The sequence below is a fragment of the Vibrio sp. CyArs1 genome, assembly GCF_022432925.1.
In the GTDB taxonomy this organism is placed as follows: Bacteria; Pseudomonadota; Gammaproteobacteria; order Enterobacterales; family Vibrionaceae; genus Vibrio; species Vibrio mediterranei.
Genome location: NZ_JAKRBO010000001.1, coordinates 78,306 through 101,872, shown reverse-complemented (window position 1 = coordinate 101,872; position 23,567 = coordinate 78,306). Strand labels below are relative to the sequence as shown.

Below are 23,567 nucleotides of genomic sequence, written 5' to 3'. Positions count from 1 at the left end.
TCAACTTAATGTCGAGCCAGTTATTGTTAAATTGTGTTTACGAGTTGTTACTTGTTTTTGTTATCTACCAGTACTGCCAGCAGAATTACCACTGCTTTAGCAATCATTTGGTAGTAAGAGGAAACATCTAATAAGTTCAGAGCATTGTTTAGGAAGCCAATAATAAGAGCACCGATTAAGGTTCCCATGATTCGACCTTTACCGCCCATCAAGCTAGTGCCACCAAGAACAACGGCAGCGATAGCATCTAACTCATAGCCCATACCTGCCGTAGGTTGTGCTGATGATAAACGGGAAGTCACTATGATGCCTGCTAGTGCTGCTAACAAACCACAGATGGCGTACACACCGATTTTTACTTTGTCGACGTTAATACCAGACAAACGTGTCGCTGATTCATTGCCACCTAGTGCGTAAACATAACGACCAAATCGTGTATGGTTAAGTAGGTACCATGCTGCAGCAAATACAATCACCATAATCCAGACCGGTACCGGAATGCCCATAGCGTAGCCTGTACCAAACCAAGCGAACGCATCAGCGGTATCAGTGAAGCCAGTTGAAATAGGACGACCATCGGTATAAACCATAGTGACACCGCGCAACAAGGTCATCGTTACTAATGTTGCTATAAAGGCTTGCACTTTACCTTTCGCGATTATAATGCCACTGATCGCACCCAACGCAGCACCAGCAAGTAAAGCAGTAGGAACGGCGATTAATACCGGCACTTCCATGGCAATCAAACTTGCTGCAAACGCACCGCAAAGTGCTAATACCGAGCCAACACTCAAGTCAATACCCGCCGTCAAAATGACCAAGGTCATACCAACCGCGATAATAGCGTTAACAGAGGTTTGACGTAGAATATTCAGAATATTGTCTACGGTGAAAAAGTTAGGGTTAAGGAATGACACCACGACAATCAAGAAGATCAAAGCGATCAGCGACTTCTGCTCGATTAACCACTCTTTGTTAAAAAGAGGCTTCTTTTTTTCCGTGTCAACGCTCATTGTTTTGTTGCTCATGCTGCTTCCTCACTTACATTTTTGCCGACAGCGCATGCTAATAGTTTTTCTTGGTCTGCTTCGTGTGCCATAAACTCTCCGCTTATATGCCCTTCATGCATAACCAAAATGCGATCACTCATACCCAATACTTCAGGCATTTCTGATGATACGAGAATGATGCTCATACCATCTGCTTTAAATTTGTTGATAAGCTGATAGATTTCTTTTTTCGCACCAACATCAACGCCACGGGTGGGCTCGTCCAGAATCAGAACTTTTGGTTTGGTCATCAGCCCTTTGGCAATAGCTACCTTCTGCTGGTTACCACCCGATAAGTTACCGATGATCTGATCACGAGACGGTGTTTTGATGTTAAAGAGCTTAATGAAGTCCTCTACTGCAATCACTTCCTCACCATGTTGAATCTGGGCACCTTTAGACAACTGTTCTAGGGCACAAAGCGACATGTTCTCTTTAACGGATAAACCGAGTACCAAACCGTCACCTTTACGGTCTTCGGAGATATAAGCGATACCATTTGCCAAGCCATCCTGAGGGCTACTTGGATTAATGGTTTTGCCATTCAGTATCACAGAGCCCGACTCACGCTTGCGAGCACCATAAATAATCTTCATAAGCTCGGTGCGCCCTGCCCCCATAAGCCCAGAGATTCCAAGAATTTCTCCTTGGTCTAAGGTAAAGCTGACATCATTCACGCCTGGGCCTGACAGGTCTTTCACTTCTAGGCTCGTTTTGCCGTGAACCGCATCAATGCGAGGGTATTGTTCATCTAACTTACGACCAACCATCATTTCAATAAGTAGGTCTTCATCGGTTTCCGCTACAGTGCGTTGACCGATGAACTTACCATCACGCAATACCGTGATGTCGTCACAAATCTCAAAGATTTCTTTCAAACGGTGTGAAATGTAAACTATGCCGCAACCCTGATCGCGCAGCTCATTAATGACGCTAAATAGCGACTCAGTCTCAGTGTCAGTTAATGCGTCGGTTGGTTCATCCATAATGATGACTTTTGATTCGAACGATAGTGCCTTGGCAATTTCCACCATCTGTTGTTCACCCAGACTCAACTCACCCAATGGTGTTTTGGAGCTGTGCTTTACATTCAAACGAGCCAACAAACGATCGGCTTCGGCATACATCTCATTCCACAGAATGCGACCAAACGCGTTCGTTTTTTCTCGACCTAGAAAGATGTTTTCCGCAATAGTAAGCTCGGGAATTAGATTTAACTCTTGGTGGATAATACTGATGCCGGCTTGCTGAGAGTCTCTTGGACCTTGGAATGCAGCCTCAGTACCTTGATAGCGCAAATCTCCAGAATCTTTGGAATAAATACCCGTTAACACTTTCATTAATGTCGATTTACCAGCGCCATTTTCACCTAGCAAAGCCATGACTTTGCCCGGATACACATTCAAACTGGCTTTATCCAAGGCTTTGACCCCTGGGAAAGCTTTTTCAATATCGCTTAATTGTAATATTGGTTGCAGCATGTTAGTTGTCCTGTACTGTCTGTGCTTGCCGGACTAAAAGACGACGCCCGCTTGAAAAATCACGTTAGCATAAGGCGTACATTCACCTGTTCTTACTACCGCTTTTGAATCGTGTGTTCTTACTTTGAACTCTTCATGTGAAACGTATACAACTGAAATCGCTTTGCCCGTTGCTTGCTTCTCTTCTTCTATCGTCGTAATCAGTGCGTCATGGAGTTCAGGGCTTACTTGTTTAAATTCCTCTGCAATTACCACACCTTCGATTTGCGCTTCTGCAAGATAAACTTTAACCGTATCCAGGAAGGCGGGAACTCCGTGAGTTAACGCAAGATCGATGCGCTGCACGTGGTCTGCTATAGGTAACCCTGCATCACAAATAGTCACTTCATCAGTGTGACCTAATGTGGACACTAAGTAAGAAAGTTCAGAGTTAATTAGAGCACTTTTTTTCATGTCTTATACCTGCTTCATGCGGCTTTATCGAGACTGTATTCTGGATAAATGTTTTTTGATAATTTTGTCATCGAAACGTTTCGATAATAATCCTAGCGTAGTTAATCAAAAGATCGAGGGAGTGAATGGTCAAGTGTGAGCCAGATCGGACTATCGAAACGTTTCGATGAGTTTTCCGTGAATGGTTTCAAATTGTGACAATTGGAATTAAAAGAAGGAAATAGGCAGCTTAGCTACCTTGTTGCATACGAAATGAAATGTAAGGACCTGAGGCAAAATGGCAGCCAATCGTTTTTAACGACTGTAATTGCTGTTCAGTCGTAACCCCTTCCGCAATAGTCTCAATATTAAGCACGTTAGCCAACCCAACAATCGCCTTAGCTACCTGCTCTACTGACGTATCTTGCGCAATTTCTTCTGTCAGTTGAGCGCCTACTTTTAGTTTTTGAATAGGCAGCGCACGCAATTCGGAGATGGAGATATGACCCATACCAAAATCTGCGACGGTAATTTGACAGCCGAAATCGACTAATTGGTATAGCTCATCAACGCAGCGCTTTTTAGAAAGCATATCTTCAAACACTTCTAATACTAGACACTGAGGAGGTAATTTAAAGCGCTCAAGAATTTCAATAACTTCTTGAACAAACAAACCGTGACCAAAGTTCTTCGAAGACACTTTAACGGCAACCGTTTTTAGCTCACCTACGGTTGCGTATTTACAAGCCTGCTCGATAGTAAATAGATTAAGTTTGCGAACCAACTGCGATTCTTCCGCAATAGGAATAAACTCAAAGCGATCGACGTTACCAAGAACTTTATCCACCCACTCTAAACGGCTCTTATAAGCAACCACCTCATTCTTATGAAGATCGATGACTGGCATAAAGCTCACTTCTAGCTTATGAAGTTCTATCGCTTCAGCAAGCCTTTGAGCTAGGGCTTTTTTACGTCCCCACTGGGTTCCCATCTCTTCGTTATAACTTACCCACATCGTTTGGCACTGTTTGGCACGATACATGGCAAGGTCAGCCTGCTTAAGAAGCAAACTTGTTGGAATGCGTTTACTTTCATTCGTTGTAATACCAACCGCAGCCGAGCCGCGCTCGGATTTATTACCGATTTCGATGTAAGCTATGGCATCTAGTAGATTTTGGGCGACGCGCTCTGCAACGTCTACACCAGACTTGGGCAATAACACGACGAACTCATCGCCCCCTAGACGGGCAACAACTCCACCTTCCCCCACCACATTCTTAAAACGTCTGGCGACATTTTGTAGAAAGAGATCACCATAATCATGTCCTTTACTGTCGTTAATTGATTTAAATTCATTTAAATCAATTAACAGCAACGAATATGGTTCAGTTGAGTCTTGGTGCTCTACTAAGAAATTCTGAAGATGATCGAAAAAAGATGTTCTATTCGGCAAGCGAGTGAGTGCGTCAAAATACGCTAAGTCACTTAGTTTTTCAGTTAAGTTCTTTTCGGAGGTAACATCTCGTTTGACCGCAATATAGAATTTTTGGCCTTGATACTCGAATGGGCTAATGTGTGCTTTTTCAACAAACAACGTACCATTCTTCTTTCTATTTATCAGCTCACCGTACCAATCCTTGCCGGAAAGAAGCTTCGACCACATATCACGGTAGGTTTTTTCGGTTGTTTTTCCAGAGCGAAGAAAATTAGGATTTTTCCCAATCACTTCTTGCTCACAGTATCCGGTAAGATTGTAGAATTGTTTATTAGCATATTTGATATGTGCGTTGACGTCAGTAATTAGGACAGCAGCAGAGGCACTTTCCAACGCTTTTTCCATCAAACCTAATGACAATTCAAAATCCGAATACTGCAACGCCAAATCCACTACAAATAGAAACTTATAGAACTAACGCCGTTATGATAAATTTTTATGGAATGGACATCAAACAAAACGTCAAAAAATCGTTATCTAATCAACAATTTTTTGACGCAAAGTTAAATTACTGTTTTTGCGTTATTTTATTCTTGCGTTAAGACGTAAATTAGGCATTTATTGACTGGATCGTTGGCCATTATCGATTTCTTTAATAACCTTACAAGGATTACCTACCGCCAAACTATTTGCCGGAATGTCCTTTGTTACCACGCTTCCTGCACCAATAACAGCGTTGTCACCAATAGTAACGCCTGAGCAAACAATAACACCGCCACCTAACCAAACATTGTGCCCAATTTTAATTGGTAGGCCAAACTCCACTTCATCCTCAACTCGACCTTTAACATCCAATGGATGGCCTGCGGTATATATTTGTACATTAGGTGCAAAAAGAACATTGTCACCTATCTCGACCACGTTGACATCTAAGATGACGCAATTGAAGTTTGCGTAAAAGTTTTTTCCAACATGAATATTTTCACCATAATCACATCGAAATGGTGGCTCCAAATATAGATTGCCAGAGCGATTAGGAATTAACGCCTCTTGTGCTTGTTTCCAATCCTCTGTATTAGGAATACTATCATTGAGTTTTTTTAGGATTTTTCGGCAGTTTACACGCGCTTGAAGCAGCTCTTCATCCCAAGCTTGATAAGCTTCACCCGCTAACATCTTTTCACGTTCCGTTTTTGTTGTCATTGCTAGAACCAGTAGAGTAATTAACTAAAATATATTGCTCTAATTGAATCTATTGCACTATTTACTATGTCAACAAAACGTCAGATATAGAGCAACGAAAGCAAACAATCTCGCCGTCATCACACTTTGTAGTGAGTCTTTCAATGGTAAAAGATAGTTACACATCATATCTAACGCCCTGAATTAAGATAGTCCACGACGGCTTCTGCGGTAGCTGCAGAACTTGCAGGGTTTTGGCCTGTGATTAATTGCCCGTCTATTTCAACGTAACAGCTCCAGTCATCGCCTTTAAAATATAGCCCTCCGCAATTGGTAAGTTCTTCCTCAACAAGGTATGGCACAACTTCACTCAAACCAACGGTTTGTTCTTCACTATTACTAAAACCTGTAACTCTTTTGCCCTTTACTATCGGTTCTTCGTCTTCTCCAACAACATTGATAAGAACGCCGGACGCATGACAGACTGTCGCTACGGGCTTACCTTGACTGAAAAAATCATCGATGAGAGAAACAGAATCAGGGTCACAGGTGAGATCCCACAGGGGACCATGCCCACCAGGATAAAAAACAGCATCATAATCTGACGCTTGAACTTCTACTAATCTAAGAGTCTGAGCTAGGTGGGTTTGCGCGACTGGATCTTGCTCGAATTTGGTAGTGGACTCAGTTTGAAACTCTGGAAGTGCGCTCTTGGGGTCAATTGGAGGCTGTCCCCCTTTAGGAGAACAAAGAGTAATATGTAAGCCAGCGGCCTTAAAGACATAGTAAGGTGATGCGAATTCTTCAAGCCAAAAGCCCGTTTTCTCATCCACGTCGCCTAAACGGTCATGAGACGTGATTACCATTAGTATTTTCTTTTGACTCACTAAGAATTCTCCTACTAGAGCTTTCTTTTAAACCTAGTGAGTTTATGAGAATTTTCAAATCCAAACGCTAGTTGACTAAAGGTTGGCACCTTGCCTAAGGCGCTGGACACCAACCTAAACTACCTTATCCTTACACGTACGTTAGCCTTTCATTGCAGGCCGAGACGAGACGACCTCAAACCAGCGCTTGATATGCGGGTATGGCTCTAACACTTCGATCTCCAGTGCATTGATAGCCACAACAACAAATATATAAGCACTAATATCGGCGATGGTATAGCGCTCTGTCGCTACGTAATCAGATTGAGAGAGTTGCTTATCAAGTTTCGGTAAAAAAAGCTCCACTCGATGCTTCGCTTCTACGCCCCAAGCCTCTATACAATTCTCTCGATCTTTATACAGCCCAGTCGTGTTTCGAAACGCTTGAAATGCGTTTTGAATTCCATCGATTTCAACGATGCGATTCCACATTTCAACCTTGGCACGAGCTACCACGCTATCCCCAAACAAGTTCAAGTCATTCGGTTGCAATTCATCAAAATACCGGCTGATAGCAACGGTTTCACTTAAGAAACTACCATCATCAAACTCTAATAATGGCACCTTACCATTGGCACTTTTTGCCCTGTAGTCATCACTTAGGTTGTCTCCTTCTCGAACATTAATTTCAACTCGCTCAAACCCTGTCGCATCAATTTCGCGTAAAAATAAATTGAGTCGCTTGCAGCTTACAGTTGCTGCCTGTTCGTACAGTTTCATCACTATCCCTTTTATCTAACCGATCGTTCAGATATAATCTACGAGAAAACTAAACGATCGGTCAAGAATAATTTTATGTAATATTGAACGGTTAAAGCGCGTTTAAGAGTATTGAGATGGCAAGAAAAGCAAACTTCTGCAAACAAGAGAAACTTCAGCAAGCAATGACGTTGTTCTGGAGCAAAGGGTACGCAAACACCTCTATCAATGACCTCATCGAAGTTCTAGGAATCAATCGATTTAGTCTGTACAACACGTTTGGTGACAAAGAAACGCTCTATTATCTAGCACTCGACAATTACCTAGAGCAGATTTCGTTCCCCAAACTTACTACACTGCGAGAACCCGACTCCGGCTTGGAAGCGCTCCAAGACTTCTTGCTACTTTTTGCTGAGAAGCAGAAAGACAACACCTGTGGCTGTTTTATTCAAAATGCTGTTGTAGAACATGCCGCTACAAACGCCATGGTACTCAAACGTAGTGATTCCTTATTTGACACATTGGAAAAGGCAATCGCAGAAGTACTTAATAACGCCAAGCTGCGCCAAGAACTGGAATCGGACACAGATGTAAGTGCTCTTACGCAGTTCATTATTTGCCATATGCAAGGTATCCGAGTATTAGGAAAAGCAAAACGTTACGACAATATTGATATCGCAACCAAAATGCTAATTAGGGCAATCAAATAACGTCTATTGTTGATTAGCTGAAGGTCATCGTGTCCTAAGTGAACGTTTGTAAAGGGCTTCAAGATACTGAGTATCTCTACAAGGCATTTCTTGATATTCCTTTAAGCGTACTTGGTTTACCGCTGACTTGAGTTGTTGCAGTGAAATATCGTGCTCCTGACAAAGCTGATGCCTATTCAAACCTTGATAGAGTTTGTCAGCAAGCTGTTGTGCTAGTGTACTGTCGAGTTGATGGTGAGTGTTTAGTTGTCTGTTCATCATGGCTGTATCCCCTAGGTCATAGCACCTAGGGTATACAGCGTAAGATTTAAGTTCTAATCAGATAACGTTCAATAAAACTTACATAAGAACACCCATGAAATACGGGATGATAAATGCGTTGGCAAGGTCAATGAAAAATGCGCAGACCAACGGAACAACGATAAATGCTTGATGAGAATTGCCATACTTTTGCGCAACCGCGGACATGTTTGCCATTGCCGTTGGCGTAGAGCCTAACGAAATCCCACCAAAGCCTGAACAAATAACCGCTGCATCATAGTTTTTACCCATTGCTGGAAAAATAACGAAAAGATTAACTAATATCGCCACAATAAATTGCGCTGCTAAAATCGCGAAAATTGGTCCGGCTAGATCCACTAATGTCCATAGCTGCATACTCATTAGTGACATCGCAAGGAAAGCTCCTAAAGACATATCCGCAATCAGAGCAACAGCAGGTTTGTTCGCAGGCCATGAGGTTCCGGTAATTCGCGGATAATTATGCGGTACGAGATTAGAAAGAATGATGCCAGCAAATAAGCAGGTAACAAAAAGAGGAAGCTGTAACCCTAAATGCTCAATACCTTCATTTAAGAAAACACCAACAATGATACAAGTATGAATGGCCAACATGGCATCAAGAAAATCATAGGAGGTAATTTTAGGCTCCGGCTGATTTTCGGAGACACCTACATCTAACGACTGTTGCTCTTGTGGTTTAAGGTCATATCGCTTGATAAGGAACTTAGCAATTGGTCCCCCCATGATACTCGCAAGAATAAGACCAAAGGTTGCACTTGCAATTCCCAGTTCCATTGCTGAATTTAACCCAAACTGCTCCTGGATTTTTGGAGCCCAAGCGATGGCAGTGCCATGTCCACCAATAAGAGAAACAGTGCCACTGAGTAGCCCTGCTACTGGTTCCAAACCAAAGGCCGTAGCAACGGTAATACCAGTTAAATTCTGGACTATCATGTAGGCTATTGTCACTGCCAACAATATGACGAGTGGTTTTCCACCTTTTTTGAGGTCACTCAAGCTAGCGTTAATGCCAATGGTAGTGAAGAAGTAAACAAGCAATACATCGCGCGCCATCAGATCGAAACTGACCTCAATTGATGTCGCCATATAGAACAGAGCAAAAAGAACCGAGAAGACGATTCCTCCAGAGACTGGTTCAGGAATGCTGAATTCTTTTAGGAACCCAACAACCTGATTCAGTCTACGACCAACAAAGAGAACAATAATACCCAGAGTAACCGCAAAAAAAGAATCAATATGGACAGCGCCATCTTCAATAATCATGTATTCCACATCCTGTTAGAAAACGATACAGAATAGAATGCCTTTATTTTGCGCGCTATCCAACTCTTTTTAAAAAGATTTTAACCTTGATAACCAATACTTACTTGTTCTTTCCGTACCCTTACTTACCTTTATTCTTCAGTTCTTCAATGACGTAAGGCGGTGCGACTTTTTCTAGCTCCGTCAGACAGGCGTCAGCTTTCTCGTGCCCAGTTCGCACATAAATGTCGCAAACTGCGTAGAGTTGTTCTGGCGCACCAGAAATCAAGTACGCTTTTTCAAACGAATCCGTCGCTTTCGCTACATCAATCGGTTCTTGAAGCACACCGTTCAAGTACCAATAATAACTGTTGTCAGGCGAGTACTTCGTCGCCTGTTCGATAGCATTAGCCGCTTCGTTCTTGTTGCCTATCCTGACTAACGTTAACGCTTTTGAATAGTATAATTGAGCTGAAGTGCTGTCGTTTTCTATGGCACGATTTAACACTTCTAGCGCATTCTCATCTTGTTGTTGCGCTCCATAATTATCCGATAGACTCAGAGAGACCTGCGTCGCCATTGCAGGGTTCGTTATCAACTGTTGGTAGATTAATTCAGCGCTGCTGAAGTCTTGATGCCAACGGTAAACATCCGCTAGAAGTAACTGCTTTTCACTACCAGAATGCTGCTTCAACTGCTTAATAGCGCTTGGATAAATCTTATCAAGCTCTTGCTGCTGCTGCTCATGCATATTGGTGTAGTCAGGGATCAAATTTACCAAAGCTGCCAACTGCACGTCACTGCTTTCATCGTTTAACAATGGAGCAACCAACTTCCATCGATATTCAAACTGATAAGGTTTGGCACCTACGATGGCTGCTTGTCGAATATCAGAGTTTGAGTCTTTAAGAGCTCTTGAAACTGCAACCAGTGCATTCTGGTTTGGAAACTGACTAAGCTGATGCAAAGCATCAACGCGACGTTGTACGTTCTCTGACTGATTCTGCGCCGTATAAGACAGGCGCTGAATTTGTTGCGCCGTAGTTTCTTGAGCTGAAGCAGCGACGCTTTGTGGTTTGGTTTTGGTAACTTGATCTTTCTGTGGTTCGGCACTGACTGCCGAAAGACTAAAGATCGTTGCCATCGCACCTAAAGCGATCAGATGTCTATTTTTCATTGGTAGGCTCCTAGAACTTGGTTGCAAATCCAACATTGCGAATCGCTTGGTCGCTGTACTTTCCATGAGCTACCGGATTGCCGGTGGCACGTAAGATATAGGCAATCGCTTTATCTGCGTGCGAGAAAAACTTTTTCCACCCTGCACAAAGGTAGTTGAGCCCAGGCTCACCTGTACGGGTCTTAATAAATCGGTTTTTGGGACATTCGCCATAGCATGCAAACTGATAGTCACACTGCTGACACTGCGCCGTTAGCGTCTTAGATTTAGCGAATCCGAAATTTTGTTGGGCTTGGCTATAAGCCATTGTTTCCAATTTAGTTTCGTTAATATTGCCAATTTTGTACTCGGGGTATACATAATGGTCACAACTATAAACATCGCCATTAGGCTCCATTGCTAAGCCTTTGCCACACAATTGACCAAGCGTACATAACGGATTTTTTCGTCCCATCCAAGTTTCTACACTCGCTTCAAAGTACTGAACAAACACACGGCCGATATCTCGTTGAATCCACTCATCGAAGATGGCAATAAGGAAATTACCCCAAGCTTCATCAGAAACGCACCATGATTCCATAATCGAGTTGGCGTTACCGGGAATTAGTCTTTTGTCTCCTTGCTTGAGCTGCTCATTTGATTTCCATGTTTGCGGTGCGGTGGTTCGGAACGACTTCTGCTCAACAATTGGAATAAACTGCATTTGTGGTGAACGCACTTCATCACGCAAAAAACGATACACTTCTAAAGGATTCTTGCTCGTGAGGTTATTAACGCAGGTCAAAGTGGCAAAGCTCACCTTGTGTTTGTGCAGCAGTTCAACTGCCTTCATGACTTGCTTATGTGTACCACGCCCTGCTCGGTTGGTTCGGTAAGCATCGTGTAGCATCTGTGGGCCATCAATACTCAGTCCAACAAGGAATTGGTTCTTAGCAAGAAACTCACACCATTTATCATCAAGCAGTGTACCGTTCGTTTGCAGGTCATTTGAAATCTTAATACCTACAGGCTGATATTTCTTTTGTAGTTCAACCACTTTTTCGAAGTAACTGAGGCCAAGCATAGTTGGCTCCCCACCCTGCCACGAGAAGATAATTTCCGGCGTATTCTGTCCTTCAATGTAGTTTTTGATGTACTGCTCTAAAAGCTCTTCGTTCATCTCTGGAGAACAGCCTTTTTTGTATTCCAACAGGTCTTGTTTACTCAGGTAATAGCAATAATTGCAATCAATGTTGCACACAGCGCCAATGGGCTTCGCCATCACATGCATTCTTTTGGAAGCTTTCCCTTGGAACTGGGGACCTTGCGATAAGTGGATTGACTGTGAGGACTCTGTCTTTCGGGAATCGCCTATCGACTGAGCTGAATTCACACTTAATACCATAACTCATGCACCTTTTATGTTGAGACTCATCGCATTTTATATCAGGGCGAAATACGCGGGCGTTATAGTGCTTATAACCAAAAAGAAAGTGGGCAGTCGTTAAAATTGAGGAGATGTTTCTTAACACTACAGAGCCAAACTATGACTGATTACTCAGAGGAAAAAAGGGCATGGAATACAACAAAACTACTTGTTGTTTTAGCCATCATTGCGCTACCTATACTACTTTCTGGCTGCGCGAGTCCGTCCAATCATCCTATCGCGATGAGTATCAACCAAGATATGGTTCTCGTTGAAGGTGGTGAGTTTACTATGGGCTCAGATTCCAAAACTGCTGCGAAATCAGAGCGTCCAGCCCACTCTGTTCGAGTCGATAGTTTTTACCTATCCAAATTTGAAGTCACCCAAGAGCTGTTCGAGTCCGTCATGGGTTCATCGATGAGTTACTTCGCAGCACCTAATGTGCCAGTTAACAATTTAAGTTGGCAACAAGCCAACTACTTCGTTGAGAAACTCAATGAAATGACCGGCGAAAACTATCGTTTACCGACAGAAGCCGAGTGGGAGTTTGCAGCGAAAGGCGGTATCCACTCTAAAGGATATATCTACGCGGGTTCCAACAACATTGATGACGTCGCCTGGTACTCAGAAAACGCTAATAATCGCGCTCACCCAGTTGGAATGAAACAACCTAATGAGCTAGGTTTGTATGATATGACAGGAAACGTAGGTGAGTTTGTTCAAGATGCTTTCGATGACGGCTTCTACCGTTTTTCTCCTGTTAACAACCCAAATAACGCCAAACATTCAGACTCAGGGCTTTCACATAAATCCGTAAGAGGTGGCAGTTTCTCTTACGACGCGAACGAATCTGAAAACTTCCGACGCGACTTTGCGAGTCAATCAATCATCATGTCGGATATGGGCCTTAGACTCGCGAAAGACAAATAAGCTTTCATCGTCACGGCAAGGACAGACTATGCATAAGAATAAACTCATAAAACCAATAGTGACAGCATCACTTTTGGTGACTTTGTGTTTCAACGCTAGCGCGGCGTTAGCAACAGAGTCTAAACCCAATCTCGTGCTGCAGATAACCGTTGATGGGTTACGTGCAGATCTGATTGAGCGTTACAAACACAATTTCTCAGACAATGGTTTAAAATACCTTATGGACCAAGGCGTTTATTATAAAAACGCCAATTATGAACATGCTAATACCGAAACCATCGTAGGCCATGTTTCCCTAGCAACCGGTGCACCACCAGCCGTACATGGCATGGTCGGTAACGTTTGGTTTGACCGAGGATTAGATAGGCTTGTCTACAACGTCGAAGATCCCAACTATTCAATGTTAACATCTGGTGCAGGCGTTGATAAATCCACTGAAATAGACCCAACACAGAAAGCAGCTGCAGGCGATGGTCGTTCACCTGAACCGATTCTTTCGACCACATTTAGTGACGAGCTCGTTATCAGCAATAATGGACAATCACGCGTTTTCTCTGTTTCAGTGAAAGATAGAGGTGCAATTTCCCTGGCTGGACATGGTGGTAAAGCCTTTTGGTTCTCAAAAGCACAGTCTCAGTTTGTCACCAGTGATTATTATTACGACACCAACCCATTTTGGGTTGATCGATGGAATGAGAAAGCCATTCCTGCCAAATACTCAGGAAAGCGATGGGAGTTGTCACTACCTAAAGACCATTACTCTCTGCAAGAAAACAGCAAAGATCATAAAGTGGATTTAGGCGGATTTGCCCGTACCTTCCCTCACCCTTACGGGCCTGCATCTTATAAGTACTACTCGACGATGTTGACAGTAAGTCCAGCTGGCGATGAAATCACGGCTGACTTCGCCAAGACACTGCTGGCACAAGAAAAGTTAGGAAGCGGAGACGCTACGGATTATCTGGCTATCAGCTTTTCTTCCAATGATTACGTCGTTCACCTTTATGGCGCATCGAGCTTAGAAACCGAAGACAACCTCATCCGATTGGACAAAACACTCGCTGATTTATTCAAATTTGTTGACGACTCGATTGGTCTAGAGAATACCCTCATCGTGCTCTCTGCGGACCACGGAGTCCCCGAGGCATCTCCAACTGTAAACACGCTTGGTTTTAGACAACCTTTTTACTTCAATAAGGATGCATTGTTGACTGACGCTCTTATTACACGACTTAAAAACGAATTTGGTCTGGAAAAAGACGTAATTAAGCTTTACGCACAGCCTTATATTTACCTCGATCACGACCTCATTGCTGCTAAAAAAGTATCACTGAGGGATGTGCAAAAAGTTATCGCTGAAGAGGTAATGAAAGTAAAAGGGGTGGCGACTGCAGTAACCAGTGAGGATATCGCAAGCAATCGAGTTGCGGACTCACGAGTTAATGAACTGATTCGCAACAACTATCACCCTCTTCGTTCCGGCGACGTCTATATGGTATTTGGTCCTCGTACTTATATTAATGATATGGATGGACTCACCATTGCATCAACCCATGGTTCACCATGGCGCTACGATACGCACGTTCCCGTCATCTTTGCAGGGCATAATCTTAAGCCCCAAATTGTTACGCGCCCTGTCACGCCTTATGACATCGCCCCAACACTATCTGGATATTTAGACGTTAGTGCACCAAGCGGCGCCACAGGCGTGATGTTAGAAGAAGTATTTCAAGATTAACTTATCCTAACCACCAAGAGAGCATTGAGCTCTCTTGGTCACAACTTTCTCCTTGAGCACACCCAAAATCATGTAGGAAAACATGAAGTTTTCTCCGTGTTTAGTGTACAAAACACCGTCACCCTATTCAGCAAACCACTTTTAACACCCTAATTTAAAGCCCAAATAGTCCTTAAACGCGCTCTTCGGCTTTTTTGGCTTAAGCATTTTCGATACCATCGTGCATCACTTGTCATCACAGATAGTCCATGATGCCTAGCAACCAAATCGAGCTTTTTCCTTGGAACACCAATTTCGAAACCGGAATAGCCAGCATTGACGAGCAACACAAAAACCTATTTTCGTTGATTAACAAACTCGCTAATGCCTTGGTATACGATAACCAGCTTCAAGTTTCTACCATTTTTGATGAGTTAGCTGACTATGCTCTCTACCATTTTTCGGAAGAAGAGCGCGTGTGGCAGCAATACTTTGAACAAGATTCTTGGTGTGTACTTCATAAAGGTAACCATGAATCCTTCGTACCTGAGATTATTCGACTTCAACATCGTACGAAGAGTGTTGGTTGGCATGAAGCGACCGAGCAAATTCTACATTTTCTTATTCGCTGGCTGCTACTACACATTCTCAACGAAGACAAAAAAATGGGCTTAGTGATAAACGCTCTTTCAAAAGGTGCTCTTGACTTAAACCAAGCAAAAATCGAAGCCGAAGTCGCCCTCGTTGGAGAACATGGAGCACTCACCGACACTATTTTAAATATGTACTTTGAGCTCTCCTCTCATGCGATTGAGCTTATTAGAGAGAAGAATCGTCGCATCGTTGCCGAGAAAGAACTAAAAGCGCTCAATGATAAACTCCAGCAACTGGCAGTCACCGACGAGTTGTCCGGTTTGTTCAATCGCCGATATTTTATGATGATGACACAAGAGGCCTTGTTAAGAGCAAAAGTGGAGAACAGCTACCTAAGCTTCATTTCTCTCGATCTCGATAATTTCAAGCATCTAAACGACACGCTTGGGCATGCTCGAGGAGACGAAGCCATCATTCACTTTAGTCACGTATTAGCATCAAAGTTCTGCCGCAAAAACGACTTTATCTTTAGGATGGGCGGCGATGAGTTCCTGGTAGTTGTATGCTGTGCTGAACATCAACAGGTAATTGAAATAGCGGAACAAGTGAGAAGTGCGATCGAACAACAATGTCTAATTGATACGTCAAGCATTAACGCTATAACAACATCCATCGGGGTATTCACCCACATACCCGAAGAACACGAAGATTTTATGTACTTTATGGAGCGCGCAGACCAACTGCTATACAAAGCAAAAGAACAAGGCCGAAACTGCGTGCTTTCAGCTTTGGAGTGACGACCCTGACTTCAAACCTTATGGCACACCTTCCAATCAGGAAGCGAGTCCACTAGTATGAAGACGTTTCCCCCGAAAATAATTGGTCAAAATGTCTATTACTCATCAGCTTCGGCTCTTCGTGGATGTCGTCCAGCAAGGTTCATTCGCCAAAGCTGCGACGCTCAATAATATGGATAACTCCTCGCTTTCTAAGCAGATAAAAAAGCTCGAGGAGACATTGGGCGTGCAGTTGCTCAATCGCTCTACTCGTTCGTTTTTTCTTACCTCTGCAGGGGAAGACATTCTTGCTGAAACTCATGTGTTGTTAGAATCATTGGATAACATAAAGGGAATTGCGGATTCTTACCAATCTGAGCCAAAAGGAGTCATACGGATTGTCTCCGCGGTGTTCTTAGGACAGCAATATGTTCAGCCCGTTATTAGTTGCTTTATGAGAACGTACCCAAACGTTCAAGTAACTTTGCATTTAGACGACAGAAAAACCGATATCATTGCTGATCACTTTGATCTGGCTATTCGGATGGGTAAGTTAACGGATTCGAACTTAATTGCTAAAAAGCTGGCTAAGACTAACTTTGCCATCGTTGCCTCTAAAGAGTTCCTTAAGCAACATGGAACACCACAAACACCGGAAGAGCTCATTACCCTGCCCGCCGTCATCTATAATAACGGCGATGTATGTCTTGATAGTTTTAAAATGAGTAGAACACCGAGTTGCCAAGAAATGACTAGCTATAAAATGCAGGGTAACTATAAGGTCAATGACGTTCGAACCATGATGTCTGCAACGCAGAATGGAATTGGTTATTGCGTTATTGACCTATTTAATTTGGAAAAACCCATTGATGAATTAGGGTTAGTACCATTACTCACCGACTATTCCCTATCTACTCAGGACACAGGGATTTACGCTATTTATCCACATCGCAAACAAACCTTACTGGTTTCCGAGTTCATTAATCAGTTGAAGAGCTACATTGGAGAGCCAGCTCGCTGGGAAGCCCATATTCCTGACTATCAGCATATGTACAAGCAATGACCTAAATTAATTAACTTGAGAGGCAATCTTAATAATCTGTTGTCTTAACCATTGATGCGCCGCATCCGAGTTGCGACTCGGGTGCCAAACCATGCTTAGTCCATAATCTGATGCGCCAAATGGCATCATCAATGCCTTAACATCTAGACCAACAGCAAACTTGTTGAATGTTGAGTGGGTAATAATACCTATTGCGTCAGTTTGGCTAATCGCTGGCAACATATCTACCTCACCCGCCGCTCGGTACATAATTTTACGTTTACCGAATTCAGGGAAGTCCTTTTCATTAAAGAAGCTTTTACGAGTCTGCCATTGAGACATCACCACATGCTGCTCCGCTAAATATTGCTCGGTAGTAATCGTGTCTCCGGTTATACGTGGGTGATTATTGGCGACTACCACGTACAGCTTTTCTCTGAAAATCTCTCTAACTTTTAATGTTGGAGTTTCACTTCGAGTTCTATCAATGACCAAATCGTATCGCTGTAAACGCAAATCAGACTCATGGTCCTCAGTAAACAAAGGATGAACTTCTAGAGATACTTTGGGTGCAATTTTGGAGATACGAACCAATAACTCTGGCAATATCGCATAATTGGCTGCAGACACTGAAGCTATCGAGAATGTCTTGGTCGATGTCTTTGGGTTAAAGTCTCTAGAAGCTTCTAAAGTCGAAGTAAAGTTCTTCAAAGAAGTGGCTAGCGCTGGATAGATATCATTGGCAAACGTAGTCGGCTCTACACCACTTGCGTTTCGATGAAACAGCGAGTCATCATAGATTTCTCTTAATCGCTTTAAAGCCTTGCTAACGGCAGGCTGACTAATTCCCAACCTTGAAGCCGCGCTAGAAAGACTTTGCTCTTCATAGATTGCAACGAATACGGGAATTAGGTTTAGCTCAGTATTTTTCATTATTACCTTAACTTCACTCGCAGCACTCAACCCCATTTATCAAGGCCTTTTAAGTCACTTGCGCGCTGTTGTTGTTTGCTACTTTTCAACTGACGCCACAGCCAAAAGCTGCTTTCTTTGTTTGGCGTATGCCTCTGAATGTACTCACTTTCCGCTCGCCACTTATCACTGTCGTGCATTCGCTTTAATTCTAGTGTGGCAGTATGCTTTCGACCTTTTAAATAAAGTAACGTTCTTACCTTAGGCCAATCTTGTTTTCTTACGGCTTGTTGGAACAGCCACCAAGGCGGTTTAGGGTGAAACTTATAATAGCGATTTACAAAGATCGTCAATCCTATCAATACAATAGAGGCACTTATCAGTATAGCTATCTGCGACCAATAGGTATTCAATAAAGATCGCCAAGTGTGAGCAACGGTTATTTTTTTAGTTTCTAGTGTTACTTCTTTGACAGATTGTGACTCGCTATCCCACCAACGAATCGTCTGCTTTGGAAACGTGACCTCACCACCTGTTGTCAGTATATAAACAGTCTCATCGGTTCGGGTCGATTGATAGTTTCCACGAGTCTGACTATCTGTCAACGCACTTGGTTTGGGATAAGATTTCGTGCCAACGATGGATTGTTCACTGTCTAGTGGAGGCAATAGTATGGATAACGTGTCATCAGCCGTAATGGTTACTTTTCTTGTCAGGCTATCTCCTGCTTCCAACTTCTCAGATGACTGCTGCCAATCTTCCGAAACCTTGACGTTACTGGCAACAAACCAAGGCTTGTTTGGAGTGAAGGAAGCATCTGGAAGTTGAGTAAAAAGCGACATCGGTTTGGTATAGAGTGTGCCTTGCACGTTAGTCCCATCAGATGCTGACACTTGAACTCTAACTGGAACTTTAGGTAAACGATATTCACCACTTTGCTGAGGGTAAAGCGTAATCTCCCAACGCTGACGTGACCATGTTTGGCCATTTTTTCTCTCAGTATAATTGGTCGCAAGCTGGTTTCGCTGTTTGACAATAAGATCGGGCATACCAAAAGCCGAAATGCGAGTACCACCTGTAAACCAACGAGGTGTCGACACCTCAATGTACAATATCACCTGTTCTCTAATGGCAGCAGGTTCAGACGCGGTTGCTCCTTTACTGAGCCAAGATTTGATTTCTACGCCTCCTACACGTTCAAGTTCGTTGATGGACATAGCCGCATTAGATTGTACAGAGAACATCAGTAAGAAAGTGCTAACAAGCAGTAAGCTCAATCGTTTTACATAGCAAAGTCGAAAAATCATTGAGTTTGACCTCTTTGAGTGTCACGCAGTTGAATCTGGAATTTATTGCGTAAGAAGTTTTTAGGATCGGCTTCCACTCGGCTTAGCCATTTATCAGCCAGTTCTTCACTTCCTAGAATTTCCCGTGCATTGAGCGTCTCTTTTAGCATCATTTCCGATGTCGTCGTTTCATCAGCGCCATCTGCCGTTTGAGGATTATCACCAAGCTCTATAGATTCTTCTGGGCCATCTGTGGTCCCTTTTTGGCTTTCACTGAATCGGTTTATTTCGTCAACAAGCGATTGCATCACCTGGTAGTTATGGGTCGCTTTTTCTGCAATATCCGCGGATTGTGTGTCCTTAGCAAGCGCGTGATAGAGGTTTCTTGCTGCCAAGTATTCTCGTTGTCGTGCTAATGCATTGCCTAAATATAGGGTACCTAGTTCGTTATTCTGAACTTGCAAAAACTGCGCTTGTGCTGACTTAAAATCGCGCCCGTAGTAATAGGCAATGCCTTTATTCATGGGCTCTTGATAATGCTTTGCCGCTTTTAGAAACTCTCCACGCTCAAAATACCACTGACCTTGTTGTTCGGGTGTCAGCCAAAGATTCATCCACGCTTGTTTCGCTGAGATCCAGAGTTGATCCACTTGTGACACAGATTGTGCAGTTGTCTCAGTTTTTGCCAGCGACGACACCGTTTCCGCGTGTGCTTCTGAGACCAAAATATTTGGACTTAATAAGGTTGCGACGAACATCCATTGCACCAACCAACCCTTTCTGAACCAAAGCAAAGCTAGCAGCATAATCGGAAAAACCAGATAGTAGCCCATATCACGCCAAGGCATAGCTGACTCTCCAGAGATTTGCATGTGCCTTTCAACATCAGTAGCAATTTGTTCAACATCAGTGTTGTCGATACTCAACGCGTAGTACCTTCCACCAGTGTCATTGGCAAGCTGCTTCAGGCTGTCCCAATCTGTTGCTGCGCTTGATTGGTTGCGTTCACTGCCTACCGCCATCACGATGACGAGCACGTTTGAGTCTTCAAACGCCTTCTTATACTGTTCAATCGCCTCTGATGCTACGCCATCTGAAATAATGAGCACTGAACCCGATGAACTGCCTTTAAGCTGTGACTGTATCTGAGGGATAGCGGCTTGGGCACTCTTACCCTGAACAGGAATCACTTCTGGTGAAATAGCGTTTAAGAACGGCAAGAACACCTGATTGTCTTCTGTCATTGGCATCGCGGTGTGAGCGCTGCCAGCAAAGACAATAAGCGATGTTTTTCCACCTTGACGAGCTTGCAGTAAGTCGCGAATTTTGTACTTGGCACGCTCGAGTCGAGAAGGAGGTAAATCACTTTGCATCATCGATTGGCTGGTATCGAGTACTATCACCAATTCGCCTTGATCCTCACCAAATGGTGAGGCCTCACGCTGCCAAGTCGGCCCTGCGCAAACAATAATAGCTAAGCTAAGAATCGCACTAAGGAGTTTAAGTGGCAGCTGGCTTTTCCACCCTTTCTCGCCAATAACCAACGCCTTTTGCAGATGCTCAGGAATTATGGTTTTCCAAGCAGCAGATGATTCTCTGCGCCAACGAAGTAACAACAGCAAGGCTAATGGCACAAAAGCAAGCAACCAATAGGGACGCATAAAATGGAACTGAGAAATAATTTGCTCGACGACTAGGGAATTCATTAGATGTTTCTCCCTGTTTGATTGGTCTCGTTAAGTTCGCGAGGTTGACCATACCGACGCCGTAGCGTTGCGGTTGAAAAGGCAATCAAATACAAGATGACTACTACCATCAATAAATACTGGTGCACAGTTTGTTTAGGTCGGTATTGAGTACTTTCGTACAACTTCGGCTCTAACTCACCAATCGTTTGGTACGCTTGTTGAAGTGCTTCTTGGTCTAGGGCCTGAAATGCCTGACCACCTGATTGGCTAGCAATATTATCGATCGTTGCCATATCCAGAGCCTGCTCACCGATGGTGGCGGGATCGCCCATCGCAATCACGTGAATACGCACACCTTTTGCCGCCGCGACAATAGCTGCATCTTTAGGTTCTACAAAACTGCCAGTGTCATTACCATCGGTCAGTACCACGACTACTTTCTCTTTGTCTTTTGACGATTCAGATTGTTCAAATACCTTAATCGCCAGACCTATCGCATCCCCTAGATGCGTGCTCTGCCCAGCCATCGCCACTTCAGTCTGATCAAGTAACGCAAGCCAGACATCGTGATCCGCGGTGAAAGGCGTTTGAAGATAAGCCGCATCACCAAACAGTATCAGACCAAGTCGGTCACCTTCTCGCGTTGCAACGAACTCATGCAGGACACTTTTGACAGCATCAAGCCTTGAGACCGCTTGACCATCTGACGAAGAGAAGTCCATCTCAGACATAGAGCCCGATAAATCAACTGCGACCATCACATCTCGACCAAGCTTCTCTCTCGTTTGTGGCTCGCCCAATACCGTAGGTTTGGTCATTGCAATAACCAATAAGCACCATGAAACGATCAGTATTCCACGTTGCCACCAAGACGGTTGCAATTGGCTGGCACCAAGTTCTGGCTGCTCACCCAAAATATCCAGCAACTTATTAAAGAAAGGGACTTTGATGGCACTTTGCTTGGTCTTGTATGCAGGTACAAATCGATAGACAACCACTGGCAGCGGCAGAAGCAAAAGCCACAATGGATACGTCAATGTTAAGGTAGACCAACTCATTGCTGGCCTCCTTTAATACCCATTCTACTAAGACTGCGAGCAATCACTTGTTTTGCCTGCCAATACTGTTTAAGCCAATTAGGTACGGGGTGATGTTCAATCCACCTATGTACTTGTTGATAAATATGTTCTGATTCCGAAGCGTCTAGTGTCACTTTTGAACTCAGTAAAGTGCGTAACCATTTTCCACCCAACTCAACATTAAATTGAGCATCAGGACTGACATAGCGGTTCAATTGCTCTATCCATGCCGTTCCATATTGCTGAGATTGGGAGATTTTAAGGTACTGCGTGACACTTTTTAGTACGTCGTAACACATCTGGTCGCGTTGTGGTGATGTCTTGTTGCTTTGCAGAATAGCGAGTGCTTCTCTTCGGTAACGAAGCATAGAATGGCGACAATAGCCGCGAAAAAGTTTAACGCCAATGAGTAGAACGATGAGTAATCCGATAAGTTGCCATCCAATGGTTTGTGGCAACCAACTAACCGAATCAGGATTAGGAACTTCGAGCATGTTACGCAAAATGTAAGAGCTAGGTGCAGGTTGAGTCATGAGCTAAACCCTCCTACAGCTCGTTTAAACCTGGCAATGTGGTCACCATCGGTCGTCAGTTCAATCACAGGTAATTCTTTTATCGACATAAGCTGGCGTAAGCTTTCCAGTTTGCTTTGAGATTGCGCTGCCAAACCAGCATTAGCGGTATTGAGTTTATGTTTCTCTGTCACACTTAACTGATACTTACCATCGCCAAATACTAACGTTGACGCATCAAGAATCTCATCAGGTAGTCGACGTTCTAGTGGGTCCGAGATGATTACGCTGAGGATGTCATTGTGCTGTTGTAGGTATTTCAGTCGGTCAATATCATGCTCTGTAGCATCTGACCAATCCGATATGAAAACTACGGTGGCGTTTTTTAACCCCAGATTACCAAGCATAGATATGGTCGCCGTAAAGCCTACGTTGTCACTGTCTTCACTGTGTAAACCAAGGGATTGATTTGCGTGACACAAGCGCTTAAGTCCATGTAGCAGATGATTTTGCGAGCGCTGTGGTTTTATATACTCGATGTGGTCACTATGATTAATGATAAAACCCACACGGTCGTTGTCTTTTATGATTCGCCAAGCAGCCAGTGCGCCAACTTCAGCTGCAACAACCGATTTCATCGTATCGACTGACGAAAAATACATCCCGCTTCGCTGGTCAATACACAGAATAAAGTTACGATCTTTCTCTTCGGTATAGGTTCTGACATGTGGTTTACCAGTACGCATCGTGACCTTCCAATCGAGATTACGAATGTCATCACCAAGCTGATAATGTCGCAATTCTTCGAAGTTAAGACCACGACCGCGAAACGGAGAACTGTGTCTGCCAGACATTGCCGACTGCGCCATCAAGTGTGGCAATAGTGAGAAAGCTTGAACTTGCGATTGCAGTTTCACCAATCGGGCGTATGGAGTATAAATGCGAGTATCGAGTGACGCCTCGGTATTGTGAGCCATATTATCTACCTCT

The 23,567-nt window shown here is 43.6% G+C and carries 22 protein-coding genes; 5 read left to right on the top strand and 17 right to left on the bottom strand.

What is annotated here, in order from left to right:
- Positions 1 to 47: 47 nt before the first annotated feature.
- The 7 genes from rbsC to MMA19_RS00445 form a co-directional block, all read right to left on the bottom strand.
- On the bottom strand, positions 48 to 1,028 hold the full coding sequence (gene rbsC, locus MMA19_RS00475; RefSeq protein WP_006070511.1) for a ribose ABC transporter permease: 981 nt from the start codon (positions 1,026 to 1,028) through the stop codon (positions 48 to 50).
- On the bottom strand, positions 1,025 to 2,530 hold the full coding sequence (rbsA, locus tag MMA19_RS00470; protein ID WP_124941919.1) for a ribose ABC transporter ATP-binding protein RbsA: 1,506 nt from the start codon (positions 2,528 to 2,530) through the stop codon (positions 1,025 to 1,027). Before rbsA ends, rbsC begins: the two co-directional genes overlap by 4 nt.
- A 33-nt stretch (positions 2,531 to 2,563) precedes the next feature.
- Positions 2,564 to 2,983, bottom strand: coding sequence for a D-ribose pyranase (rbsD, locus tag MMA19_RS00465; RefSeq protein ID WP_006070513.1), 420 nt, complete (start codon positions 2,981 to 2,983; stop codon positions 2,564 to 2,566).
- 229 nt (positions 2,984 to 3,212) lie between these two features.
- Positions 3,213 to 4,838, bottom strand: a complete 1,626-nt coding sequence (locus tag MMA19_RS00460) for an EAL domain-containing protein (RefSeq protein WP_124941918.1) — start codon at positions 4,836 to 4,838, stop codon at positions 3,213 to 3,215.
- A gap of 177 nt (positions 4,839 to 5,015) precedes the next feature.
- On the bottom strand, positions 5,016 to 5,600 hold the full coding sequence (locus MMA19_RS00455; RefSeq protein WP_240205205.1) for a sugar O-acetyltransferase: 585 nt from the start codon (positions 5,598 to 5,600) through the stop codon (positions 5,016 to 5,018).
- A 170-nt stretch (positions 5,601 to 5,770) separates the two neighbouring features.
- A complete protein-coding gene (locus tag MMA19_RS00450) occupies positions 5,771 to 6,445 on the bottom strand; it encodes a type 1 glutamine amidotransferase domain-containing protein (protein ID WP_006070516.1) in 675 nt (224 codons plus the stop codon).
- A gap of 162 nt (positions 6,446 to 6,607) precedes the next feature.
- On the bottom strand, positions 6,608 to 7,225 hold the full coding sequence (locus MMA19_RS00445) for a glutathione binding-like protein (RefSeq protein WP_240205204.1): 618 nt from the start codon (positions 7,223 to 7,225) through the stop codon (positions 6,608 to 6,610).
- A 116-nt stretch (positions 7,226 to 7,341) separates the two neighbouring features.
- Between MMA19_RS00445 and MMA19_RS00440 the strand changes: the two genes are divergently transcribed.
- Positions 7,342 to 7,914 carry a TetR/AcrR family transcriptional regulator gene (locus MMA19_RS00440; RefSeq protein ID WP_240205203.1) on the top strand — a complete coding sequence of 191 codons (573 nt, stop codon included), beginning with the start codon at positions 7,342 to 7,344 and terminating at the stop codon, positions 7,912 to 7,914.
- A 24-nt stretch (positions 7,915 to 7,938) separates the two neighbouring features.
- On the opposite strand, the gene MMA19_RS00435 is transcribed toward MMA19_RS00440, so the two are convergent.
- The 4 genes from MMA19_RS00435 to MMA19_RS00420 form a co-directional block, all read right to left on the bottom strand.
- Positions 7,939 to 8,175 (bottom strand): hypothetical protein, encoded by a 237-nt coding sequence (locus tag MMA19_RS00435; protein WP_240205202.1) that lies wholly within the window; start codon positions 8,173 to 8,175, stop codon positions 7,939 to 7,941.
- A 78-nt stretch (positions 8,176 to 8,253) separates the two neighbouring features.
- Positions 8,254 to 9,480, bottom strand: a complete 1,227-nt coding sequence (gltS, locus tag MMA19_RS00430) for a sodium/glutamate symporter (protein ID WP_006070520.1) — start codon at positions 9,478 to 9,480, stop codon at positions 8,254 to 8,256.
- Between the two features lie 121 nt (positions 9,481 to 9,601).
- Positions 9,602 to 10,636, bottom strand: coding sequence for a hypothetical protein (locus tag MMA19_RS00425; RefSeq protein ID WP_240205201.1), 1,035 nt, complete (start codon positions 10,634 to 10,636; stop codon positions 9,602 to 9,604).
- Between the two features lie 10 nt (positions 10,637 to 10,646).
- Entirely contained in the window at positions 10,647 to 11,954 is a 1,308-nt protein-coding gene (locus tag MMA19_RS00420) for an anaerobic sulfatase maturase (RefSeq protein ID WP_240205825.1), read from the bottom strand.
- A 207-nt stretch (positions 11,955 to 12,161) separates the two neighbouring features.
- Between MMA19_RS00420 and MMA19_RS00415 the strand changes: the two genes are divergently transcribed.
- The 4 genes from MMA19_RS00415 to MMA19_RS00400 all read left to right on the top strand — a co-directional run bounded on the left by MMA19_RS00415 (position 12,162) and on the right by MMA19_RS00400 (position 17,121).
- Positions 12,162 to 12,971, top strand: a complete 810-nt coding sequence (locus MMA19_RS00415) for an SUMF1/EgtB/PvdO family nonheme iron enzyme (RefSeq protein ID WP_236109599.1) — start codon at positions 12,162 to 12,164, stop codon at positions 12,969 to 12,971.
- A 28-nt stretch (positions 12,972 to 12,999) separates the two neighbouring features.
- Positions 13,000 to 14,709: an alkaline phosphatase family protein gene (locus MMA19_RS00410; RefSeq protein WP_240205200.1), complete on the top strand. Its 1,710-nt coding sequence runs from the start codon at positions 13,000 to 13,002 to the stop codon at positions 14,707 to 14,709.
- A 248-nt stretch (positions 14,710 to 14,957) separates the two neighbouring features.
- On the top strand, positions 14,958 to 16,079 hold the full coding sequence (locus tag MMA19_RS00405; protein WP_006070525.1) for a bacteriohemerythrin: 1,122 nt from the start codon (positions 14,958 to 14,960) through the stop codon (positions 16,077 to 16,079).
- Positions 16,080 to 16,170: 91 nt separating this feature from the next.
- Entirely contained in the window at positions 16,171 to 17,121 is a 951-nt protein-coding gene (locus MMA19_RS00400; protein WP_240205199.1) for a LysR family transcriptional regulator, read from the top strand.
- Positions 17,122 to 17,127: 6 nt separating this feature from the next.
- On the opposite strand, the gene MMA19_RS00395 is transcribed toward MMA19_RS00400, so the two are convergent.
- Genes MMA19_RS00395 through MMA19_RS00370 form a run of 6 tightly spaced genes read right to left on the bottom strand, consistent with a single transcriptional unit; the run spans position 17,128 to position 23,554 of the window.
- Positions 17,128 to 18,033 (bottom strand): LysR family transcriptional regulator, encoded by a 906-nt coding sequence (locus MMA19_RS00395; RefSeq protein WP_038222099.1) that lies wholly within the window; start codon positions 18,031 to 18,033, stop codon positions 17,128 to 17,130.
- 26 nt (positions 18,034 to 18,059) lie between these two features.
- Positions 18,060 to 19,319: a BatD family protein gene (locus MMA19_RS00390; protein WP_240205198.1), complete on the bottom strand. Its 1,260-nt coding sequence runs from the start codon at positions 19,317 to 19,319 to the stop codon at positions 18,060 to 18,062.
- Positions 19,316 to 21,004, bottom strand: a complete 1,689-nt coding sequence (locus MMA19_RS00385; protein ID WP_240205197.1) for a VWA domain-containing protein — start codon at positions 21,002 to 21,004, stop codon at positions 19,316 to 19,318. The genes MMA19_RS00390 and MMA19_RS00385 overlap by 4 nt, the downstream gene beginning before the upstream one ends.
- Positions 21,004 to 22,044 carry a VWA domain-containing protein gene (locus MMA19_RS00380; RefSeq protein WP_240205196.1) on the bottom strand — a complete coding sequence of 347 codons (1,041 nt, stop codon included), beginning with the start codon at positions 22,042 to 22,044 and terminating at the stop codon, positions 21,004 to 21,006. Before MMA19_RS00380 ends, MMA19_RS00385 begins: the two co-directional genes overlap by 1 nt.
- Entirely contained in the window at positions 22,041 to 22,598 is a 558-nt protein-coding gene (locus MMA19_RS00375; protein WP_240205195.1) for a DUF4381 family protein, read from the bottom strand. Before MMA19_RS00375 ends, MMA19_RS00380 begins: the two co-directional genes overlap by 4 nt.
- Entirely contained in the window at positions 22,595 to 23,554 is a 960-nt protein-coding gene (locus tag MMA19_RS00370) for a DUF58 domain-containing protein (protein WP_240205194.1), read from the bottom strand. Before MMA19_RS00370 ends, MMA19_RS00375 begins: the two co-directional genes overlap by 4 nt.
- Between the last annotated feature and the right edge of the window lie 13 nt (positions 23,555 to 23,567).

What these genes read in the sequence shown, in the direction of transcription:
- rbsC (WP_006070511.1), bottom strand. Translation starts at nt 1,028, where the DNA reads ATGAGCAACAAAACAATGAGCGTTGACACGGAAAAAAAGAAGCCTCTT.
- rbsA (WP_124941919.1), bottom strand. Translation starts at nt 2,530, where the DNA reads ATGCTGCAACCAATATTACAATTAAGCGATATTGAAAAAGCTTTCCCA.
- rbsD (WP_006070513.1), bottom strand. Translation starts at nt 2,983, where the DNA reads ATGAAAAAAAGTGCTCTAATTAACTCTGAACTTTCTTACTTAGTGTCC.
- MMA19_RS00455 (WP_240205205.1), bottom strand. Translation starts at nt 5,600, where the DNA reads ATGACAACAAAAACGGAACGTGAAAAGATGTTAGCGGGTGAAGCTTAT.
- MMA19_RS00450 (WP_006070516.1), bottom strand. Translation starts at nt 6,445, where the DNA reads ATGGTAATCACGTCTCATGACCGTTTAGGCGACGTGGATGAGAAAACG.
- MMA19_RS00445 (WP_240205204.1), bottom strand. Translation starts at nt 7,225, where the DNA reads ATGAAACTGTACGAACAGGCAGCAACTGTAAGCTGCAAGCGACTCAAT.
- MMA19_RS00440 (WP_240205203.1), top strand. Translation starts at nt 7,342, where the DNA reads ATGGCAAGAAAAGCAAACTTCTGCAAACAAGAGAAACTTCAGCAAGCA.
- MMA19_RS00435 (WP_240205202.1), bottom strand. Translation starts at nt 8,175, where the DNA reads ATGATGAACAGACAACTAAACACTCACCATCAACTCGACAGTACACTA.
- gltS (WP_006070520.1), bottom strand. Translation starts at nt 9,480, where the DNA reads ATGATTATTGAAGATGGCGCTGTCCATATTGATTCTTTTTTTGCGGTT.
- MMA19_RS00425 (WP_240205201.1), bottom strand. Translation starts at nt 10,636, where the DNA reads ATGAAAAATAGACATCTGATCGCTTTAGGTGCGATGGCAACGATCTTT.
- MMA19_RS00415 (WP_236109599.1), top strand. Translation starts at nt 12,162, where the DNA reads ATGACTGATTACTCAGAGGAAAAAAGGGCATGGAATACAACAAAACTA.
- MMA19_RS00410 (WP_240205200.1), top strand. Translation starts at nt 13,000, where the DNA reads ATGCATAAGAATAAACTCATAAAACCAATAGTGACAGCATCACTTTTG.
- MMA19_RS00405 (WP_006070525.1), top strand. Translation starts at nt 14,958, where the DNA reads ATGATGCCTAGCAACCAAATCGAGCTTTTTCCTTGGAACACCAATTTC.
- MMA19_RS00400 (WP_240205199.1), top strand. Translation starts at nt 16,171, where the DNA reads ATGTCTATTACTCATCAGCTTCGGCTCTTCGTGGATGTCGTCCAGCAA.
- MMA19_RS00395 (WP_038222099.1), bottom strand. Translation starts at nt 18,033, where the DNA reads ATGAAAAATACTGAGCTAAACCTAATTCCCGTATTCGTTGCAATCTAT.
- MMA19_RS00390 (WP_240205198.1), bottom strand. Translation starts at nt 19,319, where the DNA reads ATGATTTTTCGACTTTGCTATGTAAAACGATTGAGCTTACTGCTTGTT.
- MMA19_RS00385 (WP_240205197.1), bottom strand. Translation starts at nt 21,004, where the DNA reads ATGAATTCCCTAGTCGTCGAGCAAATTATTTCTCAGTTCCATTTTATG.
- MMA19_RS00380 (WP_240205196.1), bottom strand. Translation starts at nt 22,044, where the DNA reads ATGAGTTGGTCTACCTTAACATTGACGTATCCATTGTGGCTTTTGCTT.
- MMA19_RS00375 (WP_240205195.1), bottom strand. Translation starts at nt 22,598, where the DNA reads ATGACTCAACCTGCACCTAGCTCTTACATTTTGCGTAACATGCTCGAA.
- MMA19_RS00370 (WP_240205194.1), bottom strand. Translation starts at nt 23,554, where the DNA reads ATGGCTCACAATACCGAGGCGTCACTCGATACTCGCATTTATACTCCA.